This window comes from Croceicoccus sp., assembly GCF_983967925.1.
In genome coordinates, this window is the sequence record NZ_CFETID010000016.1 from 45905 (window position 1) to 65080 (window position 19176).

General features: G+C 65.9%; 18 protein-coding genes. 6 read left to right on the forward strand and 12 right to left on the reverse strand.

Going from position 1 to position 19176, the window contains the following annotated elements; translation table 11 throughout:
* Nucleotides 1-51 precede the first annotated feature (51 nt).
* The gene (locus tag AC4FIJ_RS10355; protein ID WP_490336645.1) at nt 52-339 is read left to right on the forward strand and encodes an HNH endonuclease; all 288 of its coding nucleotides are present in this window, start codon (nt 52-54) and stop codon (nt 337-339) included.
* Nucleotides 340-344: 5 nt separating this feature from the next.
* Here the strand turns inward: AC4FIJ_RS10355 and AC4FIJ_RS10360 are convergent, their stop codons facing one another.
* From AC4FIJ_RS10360 to AC4FIJ_RS10390, 7 genes are all read right to left on the reverse strand, one after another.
* Complete coding sequence (locus AC4FIJ_RS10360; RefSeq protein ID WP_490336646.1) at nt 345-494, reverse strand: hypothetical protein; 150 nt, start codon at nt 492-494, stop codon at nt 345-347.
* Between the two features lie 296 nt (nt 495-790).
* Nucleotides 791-1048, reverse strand: coding sequence for an ATP synthase F1 subunit epsilon (locus AC4FIJ_RS10365; protein WP_490336647.1), 258 nt, complete (start codon nt 1046-1048; stop codon nt 791-793).
* 69 nt (nt 1049-1117) lie between these two features.
* The gene (gene atpD, locus AC4FIJ_RS10370) at nt 1118-2593 is read right to left on the reverse strand and encodes a F0F1 ATP synthase subunit beta (RefSeq protein ID WP_490336648.1); all 1476 of its coding nucleotides are present in this window, start codon (nt 2591-2593) and stop codon (nt 1118-1120) included.
* A 21-nt stretch (nt 2594-2614) separates the two neighbouring features.
* Nucleotides 2615-3490 carry a F0F1 ATP synthase subunit gamma gene (locus tag AC4FIJ_RS10375; protein ID WP_490336649.1) on the reverse strand — a complete coding sequence of 292 codons (876 nt, stop codon included), beginning with the start codon at nt 3488-3490 and terminating at the stop codon, nt 2615-2617.
* 31 nt (nt 3491-3521) lie between these two features.
* Complete coding sequence (gene atpA, locus AC4FIJ_RS10380) at nt 3522-5051, reverse strand: F0F1 ATP synthase subunit alpha (protein ID WP_490336650.1); 1530 nt, start codon at nt 5049-5051, stop codon at nt 3522-3524.
* A gap of 49 nt (nt 5052-5100) precedes the next feature.
* Nucleotides 5101-5655 (reverse strand): F0F1 ATP synthase subunit delta, encoded by a 555-nt coding sequence (locus tag AC4FIJ_RS10385; protein WP_490336651.1) that lies wholly within the window; start codon nt 5653-5655, stop codon nt 5101-5103.
* A gap of 235 nt (nt 5656-5890) precedes the next feature.
* The gene (locus AC4FIJ_RS10390) at nt 5891-7552 is read right to left on the reverse strand and encodes a S1C family serine protease (RefSeq protein ID WP_490336652.1); all 1662 of its coding nucleotides are present in this window, start codon (nt 7550-7552) and stop codon (nt 5891-5893) included.
* Between the two features lie 151 nt (nt 7553-7703).
* Between AC4FIJ_RS10390 and AC4FIJ_RS10395 the strand changes: the two genes are divergently transcribed.
* Nucleotides 7704-8747 carry a bifunctional transcriptional activator/DNA repair enzyme AdaA gene (locus AC4FIJ_RS10395; protein ID WP_490336653.1) on the forward strand — a complete coding sequence of 348 codons (1044 nt, stop codon included), beginning with the start codon at nt 7704-7706 and terminating at the stop codon, nt 8745-8747.
* Here AC4FIJ_RS10395 and AC4FIJ_RS10400 read toward each other — a convergent pair.
* The 3 genes from AC4FIJ_RS10400 to AC4FIJ_RS10410 are packed head-to-tail and all read right to left on the reverse strand — an operon-like array spanning nt 8744 to nt 13159.
* Complete coding sequence (locus tag AC4FIJ_RS10400) at nt 8744-10300, reverse strand: cryptochrome/photolyase family protein (protein WP_490336654.1); 1557 nt, start codon at nt 10298-10300, stop codon at nt 8744-8746. The two genes, AC4FIJ_RS10395 and AC4FIJ_RS10400, sit on opposite strands and share 4 nt — an antisense overlap.
* Before the next feature lie 34 nt (nt 10301-10334).
* A complete protein-coding gene (locus AC4FIJ_RS10405; RefSeq protein ID WP_490336655.1) occupies nt 10335-10967 on the reverse strand; it encodes a glutathione S-transferase family protein in 633 nt (210 codons plus the stop codon).
* Between the two features lie 26 nt (nt 10968-10993).
* Nucleotides 10994-13159, reverse strand: coding sequence for a primosomal protein N' (locus AC4FIJ_RS10410; RefSeq protein ID WP_490336656.1), 2166 nt, complete (start codon nt 13157-13159; stop codon nt 10994-10996).
* Between the two features lie 58 nt (nt 13160-13217).
* On the opposite strand from AC4FIJ_RS10410, the gene AC4FIJ_RS10415 reads away from it, so the two are divergent.
* Nucleotides 13218-13913, forward strand: coding sequence for a DUF4197 domain-containing protein (locus AC4FIJ_RS10415; protein ID WP_490336657.1), 696 nt, complete (start codon nt 13218-13220; stop codon nt 13911-13913).
* A 42-nt stretch (nt 13914-13955) separates the two neighbouring features.
* Here the strand turns inward: AC4FIJ_RS10415 and AC4FIJ_RS10420 are convergent, their stop codons facing one another.
* A complete protein-coding gene (locus tag AC4FIJ_RS10420) occupies nt 13956-14141 on the reverse strand; it encodes a hypothetical protein (protein WP_490336658.1) in 186 nt (61 codons plus the stop codon).
* A 64-nt stretch (nt 14142-14205) separates the two neighbouring features.
* Between AC4FIJ_RS10420 and fsa the strand changes: the two genes are divergently transcribed.
* Nucleotides 14206-14859: a fructose-6-phosphate aldolase gene (fsa, locus tag AC4FIJ_RS10425; protein WP_490336659.1), complete on the forward strand. Its 654-nt coding sequence runs from the start codon at nt 14206-14208 to the stop codon at nt 14857-14859.
* A gap of 20 nt (nt 14860-14879) precedes the next feature.
* Nucleotides 14880-16700: a cobaltochelatase subunit CobT gene (gene cobT, locus AC4FIJ_RS10430; RefSeq protein WP_490336660.1), complete on the forward strand. Its 1821-nt coding sequence runs from the start codon at nt 14880-14882 to the stop codon at nt 16698-16700.
* A 109-nt stretch (nt 16701-16809) separates the two neighbouring features.
* Here the strand turns inward: cobT and AC4FIJ_RS10435 are convergent, their stop codons facing one another.
* Nucleotides 16810-17319: an energy transducer TonB gene (locus tag AC4FIJ_RS10435; protein ID WP_490336661.1), complete on the reverse strand. Its 510-nt coding sequence runs from the start codon at nt 17317-17319 to the stop codon at nt 16810-16812.
* Nucleotides 17320-17685: 366 nt separating this feature from the next.
* Between AC4FIJ_RS10435 and cysS the strand changes: the two genes are divergently transcribed.
* The gene (cysS, locus tag AC4FIJ_RS10440) at nt 17686-19170 is read left to right on the forward strand and encodes a cysteine--tRNA ligase (RefSeq protein ID WP_490336662.1); all 1485 of its coding nucleotides are present in this window, start codon (nt 17686-17688) and stop codon (nt 19168-19170) included.
* Nucleotides 19171-19176: the final 6 nt, after the last annotated feature.

Consider the following 19176-nt stretch of genomic DNA (forward strand, 5'->3'; position numbering starts at 1 on the left):
GCATGGCAAGCCGGCTGCGCGGCTTGTCATCAGCAAGCCGGCGGTCGCTGAATGGCACCGGATGTGGAGGACACCGCCGCTTGCTGGCTTTGCGCACGGCCGCTGGGGCGGCGGGTGGAGAAGCATCATCCGGTGCCCAAGAGCCGGGGCGGGCGCGTCACGGTAGGGGTGCATCCAATCTGCCACCGCACGCTGCATGCGCGCTTTACCAATGCGGAGCTTGGGCGGCTGGGCGGGGATGTCGATGCGATCAGGCGCGATCCCGACATCGCCGCATTCCTGCGCTGGATCGCGGGCAAGCCGCCCGATTTCCATGCGCCGACGAAAAAGCGGCGCTGATCGCCTCAGGCGAGGCGCAGCAGACGTTCGAGCAGACCCGGCTTTTCCATCGGCTGGATGCGGCCATAACGCTGACGGCGCAGGTTCGCGTCGGAGAAGGGACGCGGACTGCTCCAGGCGTCCTTGCCCGATCGGTGGAAACTGTATCTCGACATGCTCTTGCCCCCTTGGCAGCCGAATTGACTATGCCGCAGCCTTTAGGGAGCGGGGCGGACTTGTGGGGATGAGGCGGCGACTTATCCACAAAACGGGGGCTTACATCGGTCAAGACTGGCGTGCGGGCGGGGGCGGCGCGCCTGCGGGGGCCTCGGCCAAGCTGCTGGGGCCACAAGGCTTTCGCGGGAGACCGGACCCGAAAGCCACAGGGTGCGAACCAAATGAAAAGGCCCGCGCGGCGGCGGGCCTTGTGGAGCGTGGCGGGTCGGCGCCGGGCGCCAGAGTCGCGCCGCGTTCAGTCCTCGACGTGTTCGGCCAGCACGGTCAGCCCGTTGTCGCCCACTTCGGCGAAACCGCCCGAAACGGTGATGATCTCGGGCGATGCGCCCGCCGTCTTGTAGATGCGCATCTGGCCGTCGGCGATGGTCGACATGAAGGGGGCGTGGCCTTCAAGGACACCGAACGCACCCTCGCTGCCGGGGACTTCCACCATGTGGACGTCTTCCGAGCGGACCAGCTTGGCCGGGGTTACGAGTTCGAAATGCAGCGCCATCGTTTCAGCTTTCAGTCAAAATCGTGAAGGAGGGGCGGAAGCGGAGGCCTCCGCCCGTCTCGATCGTGCTTAGGCGTCTTCGGCCAGCTTCTTGGCCTTCTCGACCGCCTCGTCGATGCCGCCGACCATGTAGAAGGCCGCTTCGGGCAAATGGTCGTATTCGCCTTCGACCACGGCCTTGAACGACTTCACCGTGTCTTCCAGCTGGACGAACTTGCCCGGGATGCCGGTGAAGACCTCGGCGACGTGGAACGGCTGCGACAGGAACTTCTGGATCTTGCGCGCGCGCTGGACGGTCAGCTTGTCCTCTTCCGACAGCTCGTCCATGCCCAGAATGGCGATGATGTCCTGCAGCGACTTGTACTTCTGCAGCGTCTCCTGAACGGCGCGGGCGGTTTCGTAATGCTCGGTGCCGACGACGCGGGGCTCCAGAACGCGGCTGGTCGAATCCAGCGGGTCGACCGCGGGATAGATGCCCAGTTCCGAAATCGCGCGGTTCAGCGTGGTCGTCGCGTCAAGGTGAGCGAACGAGGTGGCCGGCGCAGGGTCGGTCAAGTCGTCGGCGGGCACGTAGATGGCCTGCACCGAGGTGATCGAACCCTTGGTGGTCGAGGTGATGCGTTCCTGCAGCGCGCCCATGTCGGTCGACAGGGTCGGCTGATAGCCCACGGCCGAGGGAATACGGCCGAGCAGCGCCGACACTTCCGAACCCGCCTGGGTAAAGCGGAAGATGTTGTCGACGAAGAACAGCACGTCCTGCCCTTCCTGGTCGCGGAAATATTCGGCCATGGTCAGGCCCGACAGCGCCACGCGGGCACGCGCGCCCGGGGGCTCGTTCATCTGGCCGAACACGAGCGCAACCTTCGACCCTTCCGAGGTCGCATTGCCATCGGCGTCCTTGGCGATGACGCCCGCGTCGAGGAATTCGTGATAGAGGTCGTTGCCCTCGCGGGTACGCTCACCCACGCCCGCGAACACGGACACGCCGCCATGGCCCTTCGCGATATTGTTGATCAGTTCCTGGATGAGCACGGTCTTGCCCACGCCGGCGCCGCCGAACAGGCCGATCTTGCCGCCCTTTGCATAGGGCGCGAGCAGGTCGATGACCTTGATGCCGGTGACCAGAATGGCCGCTTCGGTCGACTGGTCGATGAATTCCGGGGCCTTGGCGTGGATCGGTGCATACATGTCCGAACCGACGGGGCCCATCTCGTCGATGGCTTCGCCGACGACGTTCATGATGCGGCCCAGCGTCTTGGGGCCGACCGGGACCGAGATCTGCTTGCCGGTGTTCGAAACCGGCTGGCCGCGGGTCAGGCCGTCGGTGCCGTCCATGGCGATGGTGCGCACGGTGTTCTCGCCAAGGTGCTGAGCGACTTCGAGGACGAGGCGGTTGCCATTGTTCTCGGTCTCGAGCGCGGTGAGGATCGCGGGCAGTTCGCCTTCGAACACGACGTCGACGACGGCGCCGATGACCTGGCTGATCTTGCCCTGTGCGGGGACATTGGAAGTGCCCGAAAAGTCGAGCGAGGGTGCGGTGGCCATGGGTGTTTCCTTGCCTTTAACTTACAGCGCTTCCGCGCCAGCAATAATCTCGATGAGTTCGGTGGTGATCGCGGCCTGGCGGCTGCGATTGTACTGGATGGTCAGCTTCTGGATCAGGTCGCCGGCGTTGCGCGTGGCGTTGTCCATCGCGGTCATCGACGCGCCCTGTTCCGACGCATTGTTCTCAAGCAGCGCCTTGAAGATCTGTGTCTTCAGATAGCGGGGCAGCAGCGCCTCGAGGATTTCCTCCTCGCCGGGCTCGTACTCCACCACCGCGTCGCTGTCGGGCGCGGCGGTTTCGGGCGCGGCGACCGGAATGATCTGCTGCTCGGTCGGGATCTGCGCCAGCGCCGACTGGAAGCGCGAATAGAATAGATGCGCCACGTCGAAACGGCCATCCTGGTACATGCCGACCAGCTCGTCCGCGATCTGCTCGGCCTCGTTGAAGCCGGGTTCGCGCACCTGCGTGGTGTCGAACTGCACGCCGATCCGGTCGGGGAAGGTGCGCCGGATCACCGGACGGCCCTTGCGGCCGATCAGGTAGAATTCGACGTCCTTGCCGTCCGCGATCAGGGCGCGCGCCTTGACCAGCGCGGCCTTGACGATGTTCGAGTTGAACGCGCCCGCCAGACCCTTGTCCGAGTTGGCGACGACCAGCAGGTGCTTCTGATCCGATCCGGTGCCCGCGAGCAGGCGCGGGGCCTGGTCGTTCTTGCCGACCTTGCCGGCAAGGCTTGCCATCACGCCCGTCAGCCTTTCGGCATAGGGACGCGCGGCTTCCGCCGCGGCCTGCGCCTTGCGCAGCTTTGCGGCGGCCACCATCTGCTTGGCCTTGGTGATCTTCTGGGTCGACTTGACCGAGTTGATCCGACCCTTGAGTTCCTTCAGCGAGGCCATTTCGGCTCCCTAGCTAGTGTTCTCTTGGGGCTCAGGCGAACTGCTTGGCGAAAGCGTCGAGCGCGGCGACGGTCTTGTCCTTCGTCTCGCCCTCGAACTTCTGCGTGGTGCGGATCTCTTCCAGCACCCCGGCATGCTGCGAACGCATGAACGACAGCATCTCTGCCTCGTACTCGGTCACGCGGTCGACGGCGACGCTGTCGATATAGCCATTGGTGCCCGCGAAGATCGACACGACCTGCTCCTCGAACGGCATCGGCGCGAACTGCGGCTGCTTCAGCAGCTCGGTCAGGCGTGCGCCGCGGTTCAGCAGCTTTTGCGTCGAGGCGTCGAGGTCCGAACCGAACTGCGCAAAGGCCGCCATTTCGCGGTACTGCGCCAGCTCAAGCTTGATCGAGCCCGCGACCTTCTTCATCGCCTTTGTCTGCGCGGCGCCGCCGACGCGGCTGACCGACAGGCCGACGTTGATGGCCGGGCGGATGCCCTGGAAGAACAGGCCGGTTTCAAGGAAGATCTGGCCGTCGGTGATCGAGATCACGTTGGTCGGAATATAGGCCGACACGTCGCCCGCCTGCGTCTCGATGATGGGAAGCGCGGTCAGCGAACCGGCGCCGTTTTCCTCGTTCATCTTGGCCGCGCGCTCAAGCAGGCGGCTGTGCAGGTAGAACACGTCGCCGGGGTATGCCTCGCGGCCCGGAGGACGGCGCAGCAGCAGCGACATCTGGCGATAGGCGACGGCCTGCTTGGAAAGATCGTCATACACGATCACGGCGTGCATGCCGTTGTCGCGGAAAAACTCGCCCATCGCGCAGCCGGTATAGGGCGCGAGGAACTGCAGCGGGGCAGGCTCCGACGCGGTGGCGGCGACGACGATGGAATATTCCATCGCGCCGTTTTCTTCCAGCGCGCGCACGATCTGCGCGACGGTCGAACGCTTCTGACCGACGGCGACATAGATGCAGTAGAGCTTCTTGCTCTCGTCGTCTCCGGCGTTGACTTCCTTCTGGTTGATGAAGGTGTCGATGGCGACGGCGGTCTTGCCGGTCTGGCGGTCGCCGATGATCAGCTCGCGCTGGCCGCGGCCGACGGGGACGAGGGCGTCGACGGCCTTGAGGCCGGTCTGCACGGGTTCGTGCACCGACTTGCGCGGGATGATGCCGGGCGCCTTGACCTCGACGCGCGAACGCTTGTCGGCGACGATCGGGCCCTTGCCGTCGATCGGATTGCCCAGCGCGTCGACGACGCGGCCCAGCAGGCCCTTGCCAACGGGCACGTCGACGATGGTGCCGGTCCGCTTGACCTGCGTGCCTTCCTTGATGGCGGCGTCCGAGCCGAAGATCACGACGCCGACATTGTCGGCTTCGAGGTTCAGGGCCATGCCCTGCGTGCCGTCGGCGAATTCGACCATCTCGCCGGCCTGCACCTTGTCGAGGCCGTGGATGCGGGCGATGCCGTCACCCACCGAGAGGACGGAACCGACCTCGCTCACCTGTGCTTCGGTGCCGAAGCTGGCAATCTGGTCCTTGATGACCTTCGAGATTTCTGCGGCGCGGATTTCCATGTTCTAAGTGCCTTTTACTAAGGACCCCAGTTCAAGCGAACAGGTGAGGTCAGCCCTTCATGGCCTGGGCGAGAGTGTTGAGACGGGTGCGGATCGAGCTGTCGATCTGGCGGCTGCCGATCTTGACGATCAGCCCGCCAAGGATCGACGGATCGACCTCGGTACGGATCTTTACATCGCGGCCTTCGCGCGCGGTCAGTTTCTGGGTCAGCGCGCTCAGCTGCGTATCGTTCAGCGGGTGCGCGGTGGTGACATTCGCGGTCACCTCGCCGCGCTGGGCGGCGGCGATGGTGGCGAACGCGCGGATCATGTCGGGCAGGCTGGACAGGCGGCGGTTCTTCGCCAGCACGCCCAGGAAATTCTTGGTCAGCGGCGCGAGGTGCAGATAATCGGCAACGCCCGCCATGGCAGAGGCGGCCTGCTTGCGGCCGATCTCGGGGTCTTTCAGCAGCGCGGCAAGGTCGGCCGATTCGGCAATCGCCGAACGCAGCTTCTCAAGGTCGTTCTCGACCGCGGTGACCTGATTCTCGTCCACTGCCAGTTCGAACAGTGCCGAGGCGTAGCGCCCCGCAAGACTGGCCGTGATGCCGCCCGTATTCTCCACGCTTGTCCTGTCCTCATGCATGCCGTGAAAACGGCCAAACCCCCGAAACGCACCTGCCGGATCATTGCTACCCCATCTTTAAGTAGCGCAAATGCCCGGCACGCGAGGGGCGTCCGTCACGGCGGCGCGCCTAGCAATGAAACCGGCTTATGACAACCGGCGCGCGGTGTGTTTTGCGGGGTAATGCCGCCTGCCGTGATCGCCAGCCGGGGATCGGCGGCCAAATCGGCGCGATTCAGCCGTTTTCGCCGCTCGCCTTATTCTCGGCCCCGGCGGTTTCCTCTTCGGCGGGGATCGTGGCCGCGGGTTCGCAGCGATAGACCAGCCGCTCGTTCGGGGTTTCGGGCAGCAATTGGCGAATCGCCTCCTGCTGGTCGCCAAGATCGCGCGCCGCATCCTCGCCTGCACCGCACGCGGGCGCCTGATAAGACGCGCGGGCCTCCCTCGCGGCGTTCATCGTATTCAGGTCGAGGAAATAGCGGTCGGTGCGCAGCATCCGCCTGGCAGGGTCATAGCGCGAGACCGAAATCGTCTGCTCGCCCTCGGGCACCAGGATCCGCGACCAGCCATCGGACGACAGGCCGTACTGGGTGCGCCCGTTGACGCAGCCGTCCTGGTTCCATTGCAGTTCGAGGTCATTGCTGTTCGACACGGTCACGCGGCTGCGATCGGGCAGGAAACGGCACAGGAAGCGGCCGCGATCGACATCGGGCGAGGGCACGCGCGCGTCGCTGCGCTTGGTCAGCACGGCGCGCTGCGCATCGTCGCCGCGCGCGATCACGTCGCTGACCGACGGGCGCGCCAGCCATGCCGCCAGCGCCGCCAGCAGCGAGAACCCGGCAAAGGCACCCGCGGCCAGCGCCTGTTCGCGGCGGCGGTTGTCGAGCAGATAGACCGCGCCAAGCCCGCTCATCATCGCGAACACCACCATCAGCCCGGCAAGGCCCATCAGCGTCTCGCGCTCGTCTAGCGCTTCCAGTTCGGCGATGCGTGCGGCCTTTTCGGCGGCAAGGCTGCGTTCGTTCGCGGCGGCGGCCAGCCGCGCGCGGCGTTCGGCATCCTCGCGCAGGTTTCGCGCCGTCTCCTCGGCGTCGAGATCGGCGAGCGAACGGCACTTGGTGGCGCTGGTGCTGGGCGTGACGCCCGCCGCGCGCAGGAAGGGCGCAAGCTCGCGCATCGAGACGGCGAAATAGAATTCCGAATCGCTGCCATTGTCGCTGATCGTGCCGAAGGCGTTGACGCCGACGACGCGACCGCAGGGATCGAGCAGCGGCCCGCCCGAATTGCCGACGCCGATCGCCGCGGTGTGCAGGATCGTGTCGTAATCGGCCGAGGTGCGGCCCGCCGACACCTGCCCGCGCGTCTTCACCGGTGCCTGCGGCGAGGTCAGCCCGTTGAGGCCCAGCCCCAGCGCCTGGTCGACATTGGCGGGATAGCCGACGGCATAGACATCCTGCCCATCCTCGACCCGCCCGGAATAGAGCGTCGAGACGGGCAGCGAGGCATCCTCGGTCAGTTCGACCAGGGCGAGATCGACATCGCCCGCGATGCGCACGATGCGCGCGAAATAGCCGGTGCGGCCCTGCGCGGGCACGATGCCGAGGCGCAGCCGGTCATCGTCCATCAGCGGGGCGAGGACATGGGCGTTGGTGACGATCAGCTTGGGCGTGACGGCAAAGCCGGTGCCGTGGCCGATGACGTCATAGCCCGACGCATCGCGCATCACGATGACCACGCGCACGACCGAGCGGGCCGTGGCATTGATGTCGGCGGTATCCGCGCGCACGGCAGGCGCGCCGCCCAGCAGCGAGCCGGTCGCGACAAGCGCCAGCAGCAGCGCCGCGGCCATGCCGCGCGCCAGCCGCGCGATGCGGCGTCCCAGGTTTCCGAAACTCATCCCAGCGTCCATGGCTGCGGGCCTTAGCGACTTTCGGATCGCCATGGCAGGGGGTATGTCGGGGCGTCCCACAGGGTTTTTCGCAAGCAAATCCGGTTTGATCGCGGCTTTCGGGATGCGGGCTGCGCGGCGGGAGGCTAGAACGTATCCCATGACGCTGGTCCCGCCCCTCCCGCTGCCCGAAGCAGAAGCGCTTGCCGCCTTCGCGCGCCGCGACCGCCGCTATGACGGGCGCTTCGTCGTGGGGGTGCGCACGACCGGCATTTATTGCCGCCCCAGCTGCCCCGCGCGCAGGCCGAGGCCGGAGAACATGGCGCTGTATCCCGATATTCCCTCGGCGCAGGCGGCGGGGCTGCGCGCCTGCAAGCGTTGCCTGCCCGACGATGCGATGCAGGACCGCGAGGCGGTGCGCGCCGCGCTGGATGCAATCCGGGGGCAGGGCGGACCTGTGACGCTGTCCGTTCTGGCGGAGCGGACGGGTTACTCACCCGACCACCTCGCGCGCATTTTTCGCCGCGCGGTGGGCCTCAGCCCCGCCGAATATGGCCGCGCACTGCGGCTGGAGCGTGCGCGCGATGCGCTGGGACAGGAAGCGAACGTGACCGATGCGATACTGGAGGCAGGCTATGAAACCCCCTCGCGCTTTTATGACGAGGCGAAGGACCGGCTGGGCATGACCCCCTCGGCATGGCAGCGCGGTGGGGAGGGGGTGACGATCCGCTGGGCCGTGGTCCCGACGACTCTGGGCGACATGCTGGTCGCGGCGACGGACAAGGGCATCTGCCGCCTGTCGTTCGGCGAGGGTGTCGATTCATTGGCGCAGCGTTTTTCGCGCGCGGAACTGGTCGAGGGCGGCGAAGAATTCACCGGTCTGCTCCGCCGCGTCATCGCCGAGGTCGAGGCCCCCGGCAGCGATCCGGACATCTCGCTCGACGTGAAGGGCACCGCCTTTCAGGAGCGGATCTGGGCCGAACTGCGCCGCATTCCGGCGGGCGAAACGCGCAGCTATGCCCAGCTTGCGGCAGCGGCAGGCCATCCGAAAGCCGTGCGCGCGGCAGGCAGCGCCAATGGCGCGAACAATGTCGCGGTGCTGATCCCCTGCCACCGCGTGGTGCGGTCGGATGGCAGCGTCGGCGGCTATGCCTATGGGCCAGAGATCAAGAGCGCGCTGCTGGAGCGCGAGAAGCGGCGCTAGCCCCGCGCCCAGCCCTTGCTGGCGGGCACCAGCGCGTCCAGCACGTCCTTCGCGCTGTCCAGATATTCGCGGCGCCGGTCCTCGTCCATCCGGTCCCACGTCGAATAGACCCGCGCCACCCGGTTGTTGCTTTCAAGCAGCTTGCGATTGCGTACCATGAAATCCCAGTAGAGCGGATTGAACGGGCAAGCCCCTTCGCCGGTCTTCTTCGACACCGAATAGCTGCATTTCCGGCAGTAATCCGACATTTTGTTGATGTAGTTTCCGCTCGACGCATAGGGTTTGGTCGCCAGCCGCCCCTTGTCGGCCCACAGCGCCATCGCCGCCACATTGGGCAGTTCGACCCACTCATAGGCGTCGGCATAGACCACCAGGAACCAGTCCTCGACCTCCTGCGGTTTCACCCCCGCAATCAGCGCGAAATTGCCCAACACCATCAGACGCTGGATGTGGTGCGCATGCGCATTCTCGCGCGTCGATCGGACCGCCTCGGCCATGCAGAGCATGTCGGTTTCGCCGGTCCAGTAGAATTCGGGCAGCGGGCGGTGGGCGTCCAATGCGTTGGCCTCGGCCAGTTCGGGCATTTCCAGCCAGTACATGCCGCGGATATATTCGCGCCAGCCGATGATCTGGCGGATGAAGCCCTCCACCGCGTTGATCGGGGCCTTGCCGTCCTTCCACGCCTTTTCCGCACGGCGGCAGCATTCGACCGGATCGAGCAGCCCCAAGTTGATCGATGTCGATAGCAGCGAGTGATAGAGATCGTCCTCCCCCGTCACCATCGCGTCCTGATAGGTGCCGAAATCGGGCAGGCGGTCAGCGACGAAGGCATCCAGCGCCTTTTCCGCCTGCGCCGCCGTCACCGGCCAGCCGAAATGGTCGAGGCTGCCGAAATGCGCGTCGAAACGGCGGGCGACCATCGCGATCACCTCTTGCGTCACATCGTCGGGTTCGAACTTGGGCGCGGGCGGCGGGTCCATGTGCTTGTCCGGCGAGGCGCGATTGTCGTGGTCATAGTTCCACTGCCCGCCCGCCGGCTCTTCGCCTTCCATCAGCAGGCCGGTCTTGGCACGCATCTCGCGATAGAAATTCTCCATCCGCAGCGTGCGCCGACCCTGCGCCCAGCCGATGAACTCGGGGATCGAGCACAGGAAGCGGTCGTCGGGCAGGATTTCCAGCGGCACGTCCAGCGGACCCTTCAGCCCCTGCAGAGCCTTGAGCACGCGCCATTCGCCCGGCTCGACGATGCGAACCTCGCGTGCATCGTGGCGCTCGACTGCGCGCGTGATCTCGCCGGTGAAGCTGCCGCTGTTCCCCTCGTCCTCAAGCGCGATGTAATCGACCGTCCAGCCGCGGTCCCGCAACTCGGCGGCGAAGTGACGCATCGCAGACAGGATCAGCGCGATCTTGGCCTTGTGGTGCCGGACATAGGTCGTCTCCTCGGCGACCTCCATCATCAGCACGACCGCATCCGCCTTGTCACAGCCTTCCAGGCTGGCAAGCGAATGGGTCAGCTGGTCGCCGAGGACCGGGATCAGGACGGGACTGGTCATGTCAGGGCCGGGCATTCTGGCTTGCGGCGCTGCCTCAGCTCAGCATCGGCTCCACACCCGGCTCGGCCTTGGCGCGGGCGGACTGATAGGCGGGGCGCTCGCCGATGCGCTGCAGATAGGCGCGGGTGGCGGGATAATCGTCGAGCGAGAACTGCCTGAACGCGCGGCCCGTGGTCAGCGACCAGATCATCATGATGTCCGCGGTGGTCAGCGCCTCGCCGCCGAAAAAGGGGGCGTCCGTCAGCCGCTGTTCGATCATCGACCAGGCGCGCGCCTTGCGGTCGCTGATGAAGGCGGGGACGCTATCCGCCCCCATCATGGGTGCCGAAAGCTCGATATAGGAAATCGGCATCATCGACCCGTTGGCGAAATGGAACCAGAAAAGATGATCGGCGAAATCGGCGCTATCCTTGTCGGGCGCCAGCCTGCCGCCGCCGTGACGCGCATTGATATAGTCGCAGATCGCCGCGCTTTCGCCCAGCACCAGGTCGCCCTCGGTGATGACGGGGGCGATGCCCATCGGGTGCAGCGCCTTGTACTGGTCGGGCGCCATGCGGTTGTCGCTGCGCCGGTCATAGAGCTTCAGATCATAGTCGATGCCCAGCTCCTCGCACAGCCAGACGATGCGTTCGGATTGCGATGTACGCAGGTGATGGACGGTCAGCATGATATGATCTCTCCCGGTTTGTTGCGTCAGACGAAGCTGTATGGGTCTATGTCCACCCCAACGCGCACGCCGGGCGGATGATCCAGCGGACCCAGCCATTCGCGGATCGTCTGCTGCAGGGCGGCGCTGCGACGCGCGTTGATCAGCAGGCGATAGCGATAGCGGCCGCGCAGCATCGACAGCGGCGCGGGCGCGGGGCCATAGACCGCGATATCGTCCAGCCGCGGCGCGCTGCCGCCGATCTTGCGCGCGGCCTCTGCCGCTTCGGCCTCGTCCTCGCTCGACACGATGATCGCGGCCCAGCGGCCGAAGGGCGGTGCGCCCGCGTGGCGGCGCGCATCGCTTTCGGCTTCGTAGAACGCGTCGCGGTCGTAGGCGGCCAGTGCGGCGATGACGGGCGCTTCGGGGTGGCGAGTCTGGATCAGCACTTCGCCGGCCTTGGCGGCGCGGCCCGCACGGCCCGCGACCTGCGCGATCTGCTGATAGCTGCGTTCGGCGGCGCGCAGATCCCCGCCTTCGAGGCCGAGGTCCGCATCGACCACGCCCACCAGCGTGAGCTCGGGGAAGTGATAGCCCTTGGTCACCAATTGCGTGCCGACGATCACGTCGATCTCCCCGGCCTGCGCGGCATCGACGAATTCGCCAATCTTGTCGGGGCTGGACAGAGTGTCGCTGGTGACGACGGCGGTGCGCGCGTCGGGAAAGATCTCCGCCACCTCATCCGCGATGCGTTCGACGCCGGGTCCGCAGGCGGCAAGGCAGTCCTTCTCGCCGCATTCGGGGCAGGCCTCGGGGCTGGAAACCTGGTGGCCGCAGTGATGGCAGGCAAGGCGGCGGGTCAGCCGGTGCTCGACCAGCCAGGCCGAGCAATTGGGGCACTGGAACCGGTACCCGCACTGGCGGCACAGGGTCAGCGGCGCATAGCCCCGGCGGTTGAGGAACAGCAGCGATTGTTCGCCCCGTTCCAGCCGCTCCTCCATCGCCTTGACCAGCGAGGGGGCAAGCCAGCGGCCGCGCGGCGGGCTCTCCTCGCGCAGGTCGAGGATGCGTATGTCGGGCAGGACCGCGCCGCCGAAACGGGCGGGCAGGTCGATCTTCTCGTACACCCCCGCCTCGGCCATCTGCAGGCTTTCCAGCGCGGGCGTCGCGCTGGCGAGGATGGCGGGGATCTGCTCGAACCGGGCGCGCATCACCGCGACGTCGCGGGCGTTATAGCGCACCCCGTCGTCCTGCTTGAAGCTGATCTCATGCGCCTCGTCCACCACGATCAGGCCAAGGTCGCGGAACGGCAGGAACAGCGCCGACCTTGCGCCCACCACAACTGATGCGCCGCCCTCCGACACTTGCCGCCATGCGCGGCGGCGGTCGGACTGCTTCTGCGCGCTGTGCCAGACGGTGGGTTGCGCGCCGAAGCGCGCCTCGAAGCGTTTCAGGAAGTTCTGCGTCAGCGCGATCTCGGGCAGTAGCACCAGCACCTGCCGCCCCAGCCGCAGCGCCTCGGCCACGCCTTCGAAATAGGTCTCGGTCTTGCCCGATCCGGTCACCCCGTCGAGCAGCAGGGGCGCGAACTTGCGCGCCTTTACCGCATCGGTGAAGCGGTCGGCGGCTTCCTGCTGGCCATCGGACAGGTCGGGCGGCGCGTGATCGGGGCGCGGCATGGGGAAGGGGCGGTCGATCGCGACTTCCACCGCCTCAAGGCAGTCCGCGTTGACCAGCCCGCGCAGCACAGCTTCGGACACGCCCGCCAGATCGGCCAGCTCGCGGATCGTGCCCTGCTCGCCCTCCAGCGCCGACAGCGCCGCGTCGCGCTGAGGGGTCATGCGCGGCGGCATGGTTCCGGTCAGCCGGTATTCGGTGATCGTCCCGCCCCCGCGCAGCGCCGCGCTGGACGACAGCGCCATGCGCGCCACGCTCGCCATCGAGGCGATGTAGTAATCCGCGGTCCACTCGATCAGCCGGCGCAAGGGCGCGCGCAGCGGCGGCACGGGCAATGCGCCCAGCAGCGGGCGCAGCCGCGCGTCCGGAACCTCGGTGCCGGGAAGCCGTTCGGTTTCCCACACGATGCCAGTCACCTGGCGCGGCCCCAAAGGCGCGACGACGACGCTGCCCGGTTCCACAGACATGCCGTCGGGCACGCGATAGTCGAGCGGCCCTAACGCGGCATTCATCACGAGGAGACGGACGCGGTTCATCTTGCGCCCCATATGGCGGCAGCAGCGCCCCGATGACAGGGCGAAGGAGGATTTGAATATGGATAAAGCCGTGACGCCGCCTGAAAATATCGCCAGCCGCCGCCGTTTTCTGGGCTTTGCCGCCCTTGGCGCGGGCGCGCTGGCCCTGCCGGGCTGTGCCTCATACGGCGGCTTTTCCTATACCGAGGCGATCCGGCGGCTGCTCACCATCGCCTCGCAGGATGCGTTCGAGCAATTGCTGGCGCCCAACGGTTTCTACGACACGCAGCTGGCGCAGCTGACCGCGAACGACCTGCTGGGCAACCGGTCTAGCGCGGTGGCGCGGATCCTGGGGTCCAGCATCGTGCGCGACCGGCTGATGCGCGAATTCAATCAGGTCGCTGCAGAAGGCGCCTATCGCGCCGCGCCGGTGGTGGCCGACACGATCCGCGTGATCGGGTTCCAGAACGCGATCGACCTGATCTCTGGCGGGCCGACCGCTGCGACCAGTTTCCTGCGGCAGAACATGGGCCAGCGCCTGATCGAGGTGATGCTGCCCGAAATCGGCGAGGCGCTCAGCGTGGTGAACGATCCGGTGCTGGGCCCTGCGCTGTCCGAACTGGCGGGCGTCAACCTGCAAGGCGTGACCAATTCGCTGACCCGCAATACCGAGGAGGTGATCTGGGACGCCATCGGCCGCGCCGAGACGTCGATCCGGCAGGACCCCTATGCCACCAATGATCCGCTGCTGATCGGCGCGTTCGGGGTCCGCTAGAACCGCCGCAGCACCGTGAGTTGCGGGATATGGGCCAGCTCGTCACGTTTCGTCGCGAAAGCGATAGCCGATTTCGGCCAGCAGCGGCGTGCCCTCGGCAATCCCGGTTTCCGCGCCCGCCAGCGTCCACAGCTGCCATTCCTTATCGGCTGCGGACGCAGGGGCAGGTTGCAAAAACAGCCCCATGGCGGCAAGGCACAGCAGGCAAGCGGTGGTCATGCGACTCATGGCCCGAATTGCTACGCGCCGCGCATGATCCTGTCTGCCCACGATTGATTGGAAAGCTCTCCCGATGAAATTCTTCGCCGACACTGCCGATACCGCCGAAATCGCAGAACTGGCCGCGACCGGCCTGCTCGACGGCGTGACCACCAATCCCAGCCTGATCGCCAAGTCGGGCCGTGACTTCATGGAAGTGACCAAGGAAATCTGCGGCCTGACGGACGGTCCCGTCAGCGCGGAGGTCGTCGCGCTCGACCACGAGACGATGATGAAAGAGGCCGAGGTGCTGCGCAAGATCGCGGACAATGTCTGCATCAAGGTGCCGCTGACCATCGACGGGCTGAAAACCTGCCGCGCGCTGACCAATGACGGCACCATGGTCAATGTCACGCTCTGCTTCTCGGCCAATCAGGCGCTGCTGGCCGCAAAGGCGGGCGCGACCTTCGTGTCGCCGTTCCTTGGCCGTCACGACGACAACGGGTTCGACGGGCTGTCGCTGATTTCCGACATTCGCCTGATCTATGACAATTACCTGTTCGAGACGCAGATCCTGGCCGCATCGATCCGCCATCCAGTCCATGTGCTGGAATGCGCCAAGATCGGCGCCGATGTCGGCACCATGCCGCCCAAGGTGATCAAGTCGCTGGCCAATCACGTGCTGACCGACAAGGGCATCGAAGGCTTCATGGCCGACTGGGCCAAGACCGGCCAGTCGATCCTGTAAGGCGCGCGAAAGGGCCCGGCTTGGCAGAGGAATCGAAGCTCGACCGTTTTCGCAACGCATTGACCGGCACGGCCCGCGCCGTCGCCGAGGATGCGGAGATCGAGGTCAGCTGGACATCGGATACGCCCGCGCAGGTGGGCAATTCGGTGCGCGTTCCCATGCCCGGCCGCAAGCTGGAGGCCGGCCCCGTCGCCATTGCGCGCGGGGTCGCCGACAGCTTCGCGCTGAAGCAGCGGCACCACGACAGCGCGCTGCATAACCGCAAGCGTCCGTCCGACGCGCTGGCGCGGCAGGCGTTCGACGCGGTGGAGCAGGTACGCTGGGAAGCCATCGGCGCCAATGCCATGCAGGGCACGCGCGCCAATCTGTCCGCGGCGCTGGACAAGAGGCTGGCCGCCGATTCGATCACCCGCGCCGAACGGGCCGAGGATGTGCCCATCGCCACCGCGCTGGCGCTGATGCTGCGCGAGCATCTGACGGGGGAGCCTGTGCCCGAGGCTGCGAGGGACGGGCTGAACCTGCGGCGCGAGGCGATCCGCTCTGCCATCGGCGACGATTTCGACCGGCTGGCCGAAGTGCTCAACGACCAGACGGAATTTCAGAAGGGCGCGATGGACCTGCTGCGCCATCTCGAAATGGTCGAGATGGACATGGAGTCCGACCAGGACATCGACGAGGGCGAAGAGCCCGAGGGCGAGGAAGGCGAACAGGACGACAGCCCCGAGGAAGAGCAGCCCTCGGACGAGAAATCGAACCCGCTCGACGCCTCGGCCGAGCCGCAGGACAGCGAGGGCGAGAACGACGGCGAGGACGAGGGCGAGTTCGACGCCGACGGCGAATTCGATCCGGGCGAGGATGCCGAAGAGGGCATGATGCCCGTGCGTCCCAACCGCCCGTGGACCGAACTGCCCGACGATTTCGATTATCGCGCCTTCACCAGCGATTTCGACGAGATCACCAGCGCGGCGGAGCTATGCGACGAGGAGGAGCTGGCGCGGCTGCGCACCTATCTCGACGCGCAGCTGAAAGGGCTGCAAGGCGTGGTGACCAAGCTGGCCAACCGGCTGCAGCGCCGGCTGATGGCGCAGCAGAACCGCAGCTGGGATTTCGATCAGGAAGAAGGCCTGCTCGACGCCGCGCGGCTGGCGCGGGTGGTGGTCAGCCCCGGCTCCTCGCTCAGCTACAAGATGGAGCGCGATCAGGAGTTCAAGGACACGGTCGTCACATTGCTGATCGACAATTCCGGCTCGATGCGCGGACGCCCCATTTCTATCGCCGCGATCAGCGCCGACGTGCTGGCGCGCACGCTGGAACGCTGCGGCGTGAAGACCGAGATCCTCGGCTTCACCACCCGCGCGTGGAAGGGCGGGCAAAGCCGCGAGCAATGGCTGTCCAAGGGCAAGCCGGAGAACCCCGGCCGCCTCAACGATCTGCGCCACATCGTCTACAAGCAGGCGGACGAGCCGTGGCGGCGGGCGCGCCGCAACCTGGGCCTGATGATGCGCGAAGGGCTGCTGAAGGAAAACATCGATGGCGAGGCGCTGATGTGGGCGCATTCGCGCCTGCTCGCGCGGCCCGAGGATCGCCGGATCCTGATGGTGATTTCGGATGGTGCGCCGGTCGACGATTCGACCCTGTCGGTGAACAGCGCGGGCTATCTGGAAGCGCATCTGCGCAAGGTGATCGAGTGGATCGAGAAGAAATCGCCGGTCGAGCTGATGGCGATCGGGATCGGCCATGACGTCACGCGCTATTACCGGCGCGCGGTCACGATCATGGATGCCGAACAGCTGGGCGGCACGATGATCGAGCAGCTGGCGGGCCTGTTCGAGGGCGACTGATCGCCCCGCTGACGTTTCAACGCAAAGGGTGAGGAACTGCCCCGAAGCCGACGCCTGTAGCAGACTGGGGGGGTGTTGAACCCGGGGCAGTCCCTCGCGGATGATCGGCCTATCCGGCGGACATGGAGCCGGCGTTTAGCGCAATCACCGTCCGGTCTGGTCCGGTGGATGCAAGGCGCGCTTCCTCGATCGTCAGAAGCTCGTCGTTCAATACAGCGAAGGAGCGGTCGTCTCGTGCGGTGATGATATTGGCCTGCACGGTGCGGCTGCCGTTATAGCTGACGGGCATGGGGCCAAGATTATCCATGCGTTCGACCGACCGCATCGCGGCCCGGTCGAGCCAGCGGTCGCCCGACTGGCGGTGCACCCGCACGTTGACCGGCTCCCCGTTCTCGACCTCGAAACGGATCTGGACGAGCGCATTGGGGAAATCCCGGCGCATCGGCACGGCCATCCTCTGCAATTCGCGGTCGAGGTCCTGTGAAGCGGCGGATGCCCATTGCGCGCTGGCGCTGTTCGCATCGACCAGGATGGGCGGGTTCTTGTCCTGCTTGGCCATGCCCGGCACTGCCGTGACGGCAAGTATGGCGGATGCAGTAACTGCTAAGATCTTTTTCATCGGTTTATCCTTTTCTAAAAAGGGATAACCGGCCGACAGGCAAAATCGCGTGAAAGCGACCCGAATATTTACGGCGATGATGACGAGTGGTCGGTCGTGAACATTATGTTTTGTTCAGTCCCATGACGCTTTTCGCGCCCATGCAACTTACTGTCAAACCCATTCATGGTAATAACAATAAAGTTGCATTAAATTGACATATGGCAAGCCTTGTTAATTATCTAACAAGACGGCGAAGCGCATTTATGGCGATGGACGCGCAGATTGATAGGGGCGCCATCCGCCGGTCCCTTCCGACTCGCCTGCTTGCCCGCGACCGGCTGGCGGCGCTTGACCTTGCCTGCGCGGGGCGTAAGGCAGCGCGCCATGACCGGTACCGCTCTGACCCTGTTCAACTCGCTGACCCGCAAGGCCGAGACCTTCGCCCCCGTCCACGAAGGGGAGGCGCGGGTCTATAGCTGCGGGCCGACGGTCTATAACTACCCGCATATTGGCAATATGCGCGCCTATGTCTTTGCCGACATGCTGGGCCGCGTGCTGACGTGGAAGGGTTACAGCCTTACCCATGTCATCAACATCACCGATGTGGGCCATCTGACCGACGACGCCGATCAGGGCGAGGACAAGATGGAGAAGATGGCGGCGGCGCGCTCGCAGTCCATCTGGGACATCGCGGAGCATTACACGCAGGCCTATTGGCAGGATGTCGCGGCGCTCAACATCCGACAGCCCGCGCAGTGGACGATCGCGACCGATTATATCGACAAGATGATCGCCTTTGCCGGGAAGATCGCGCCGAAGCATTGCTACGAACTCGACAGCGGGCTTTATTTCGACGTGTCGACCGTGGCCGATTACGGGCGGCTGGCGCGCGCGGTCACCGATGAGGGTGAAGGACGGATCGAAGCGGTCGAGGGCAAGCGCAATGCCGCCGATTTCGCGATCTGGCGCAAGACCCCCGCGGGCGAGACGCGCCAGATGGAATGGGATTCGCCATGGGGCCGCGGCGCGCCCGGCTGGCATCTCGAATGCTCGGTGATGAGCGGCGAGGTGCTGGGCTTTCCCTTCGACATCCACACCGGCGGCATCGACCACCGCGAGATCCACCACCCGAACGAGATCGCGCAGAACCAGGCTTTTTGCGGTTGCGGCGGGGAGTCGGCGATGAGCTTGGCGGATCCCGCCAACTCGGGCGCGCGCATCTGGATGCACAACAACTTCCTGGTCGAGCGATCGGGCAAGATGTCGAAATCGTCGGGCGAGTTTCTTCGCCTGCAATTGCTGATCGACAAGGGCTATCACCCGCTCGCCTATCGCATGCTGTGCCTGCAGGCGCATTACCGCAGCGAGCTGGAATTCAGCTGGGACGGCCTCGGCGCGGCCTTGGTGCGGCTGAAACGGCTGCTGGCGGCTGCGCGCAATGTGACGGAAACGGTGACGGACGGTGCCAAGCTGGCCGATGTGCAGGCGGCGGTGACGCATCCAAAGCTGACGCCGCTGCTGGACAAGTTCGACGCCGCGCTGTCCGACGACCTCAACACGCCGGTCGCGCTGACCGTGCTGGAAGAGGCGGTGGCGGTAAAGAAGGTCGACGCCGCGCAAAAGGGCGCGCTGGTCGCCTCGATGATGTCCGCGCTCGGCCTGCCGCTGGCGGAGCGTGAAGCGCTGCGTATCGGGCCAAGGGGCGCACAAATCGCCGAAGCCGAGATCGAGACCATCCTCGCTCGCCGCAAGGCCGCCCGCGCCGACAAGGATTTCGCCTTGTCGGACGCGCTGCGGGACGAGCTTGCGGCAAAAGGGGTCGAGGTCATGGACGGCGATCCGCTCGGCTGGGAGTGGAGGCTGGGCTAAGGCTCG

What these genes read in the sequence shown, in the direction of transcription:
- AC4FIJ_RS10355 (WP_490336645.1), top strand. Translation starts at nt 52, where the DNA reads ATGGCACCGGATGTGGAGGACACCGCCGCTTGCTGGCTTTGCGCACGG.
- AC4FIJ_RS10360 (WP_490336646.1), bottom strand. Translation starts at nt 494, where the DNA reads ATGTCGAGATACAGTTTCCACCGATCGGGCAAGGACGCCTGGAGCAGT.
- AC4FIJ_RS10365 (WP_490336647.1), bottom strand. Translation starts at nt 1,048, where the DNA reads ATGGCGCTGCATTTCGAACTCGTAACCCCGGCCAAGCTGGTCCGCTCG.
- atpD (WP_490336648.1), bottom strand. Translation starts at nt 2,593, where the DNA reads ATGGCCACCGCACCCTCGCTCGACTTTTCGGGCACTTCCAATGTCCCC.
- AC4FIJ_RS10375 (WP_490336649.1), bottom strand. Translation starts at nt 3,490, where the DNA reads ATGGCCTCGCTGAAGGAACTCAAGGGTCGGATCAACTCGGTCAAGTCG.
- atpA (WP_490336650.1), bottom strand. Translation starts at nt 5,051, where the DNA reads ATGGAAATCCGCGCCGCAGAAATCTCGAAGGTCATCAAGGACCAGATT.
- AC4FIJ_RS10390 (WP_490336652.1), bottom strand. Translation starts at nt 7,552, where the DNA reads ATGAGTTTCGGAAACCTGGGACGCCGCATCGCGCGGCTGGCGCGCGGC.
- AC4FIJ_RS10395 (WP_490336653.1), top strand. Translation starts at nt 7,704, where the DNA reads ATGACGCTGGTCCCGCCCCTCCCGCTGCCCGAAGCAGAAGCGCTTGCC.
- AC4FIJ_RS10400 (WP_490336654.1), bottom strand. Translation starts at nt 10,300, where the DNA reads ATGACCAGTCCCGTCCTGATCCCGGTCCTCGGCGACCAGCTGACCCAT.
- AC4FIJ_RS10405 (WP_490336655.1), bottom strand. Translation starts at nt 10,967, where the DNA reads ATGCTGACCGTCCATCACCTGCGTACATCGCAATCCGAACGCATCGTC.
- AC4FIJ_RS10410 (WP_490336656.1), bottom strand. Translation starts at nt 13,159, where the DNA reads ATGAACCGCGTCCGTCTCCTCGTGATGAATGCCGCGTTAGGGCCGCTC.
- AC4FIJ_RS10415 (WP_490336657.1), top strand. Translation starts at nt 13,218, where the DNA reads ATGGATAAAGCCGTGACGCCGCCTGAAAATATCGCCAGCCGCCGCCGT.
- AC4FIJ_RS10420 (WP_490336658.1), bottom strand. Translation starts at nt 14,141, where the DNA reads ATGAGTCGCATGACCACCGCTTGCCTGCTGTGCCTTGCCGCCATGGGG.
- fsa (WP_490336659.1), top strand. Translation starts at nt 14,206, where the DNA reads ATGAAATTCTTCGCCGACACTGCCGATACCGCCGAAATCGCAGAACTG.
- AC4FIJ_RS10435 (WP_490336661.1), bottom strand. Translation starts at nt 17,319, where the DNA reads ATGAAAAAGATCTTAGCAGTTACTGCATCCGCCATACTTGCCGTCACG.
- cysS (WP_490336662.1), top strand. Translation starts at nt 17,686, where the DNA reads ATGACCGGTACCGCTCTGACCCTGTTCAACTCGCTGACCCGCAAGGCC.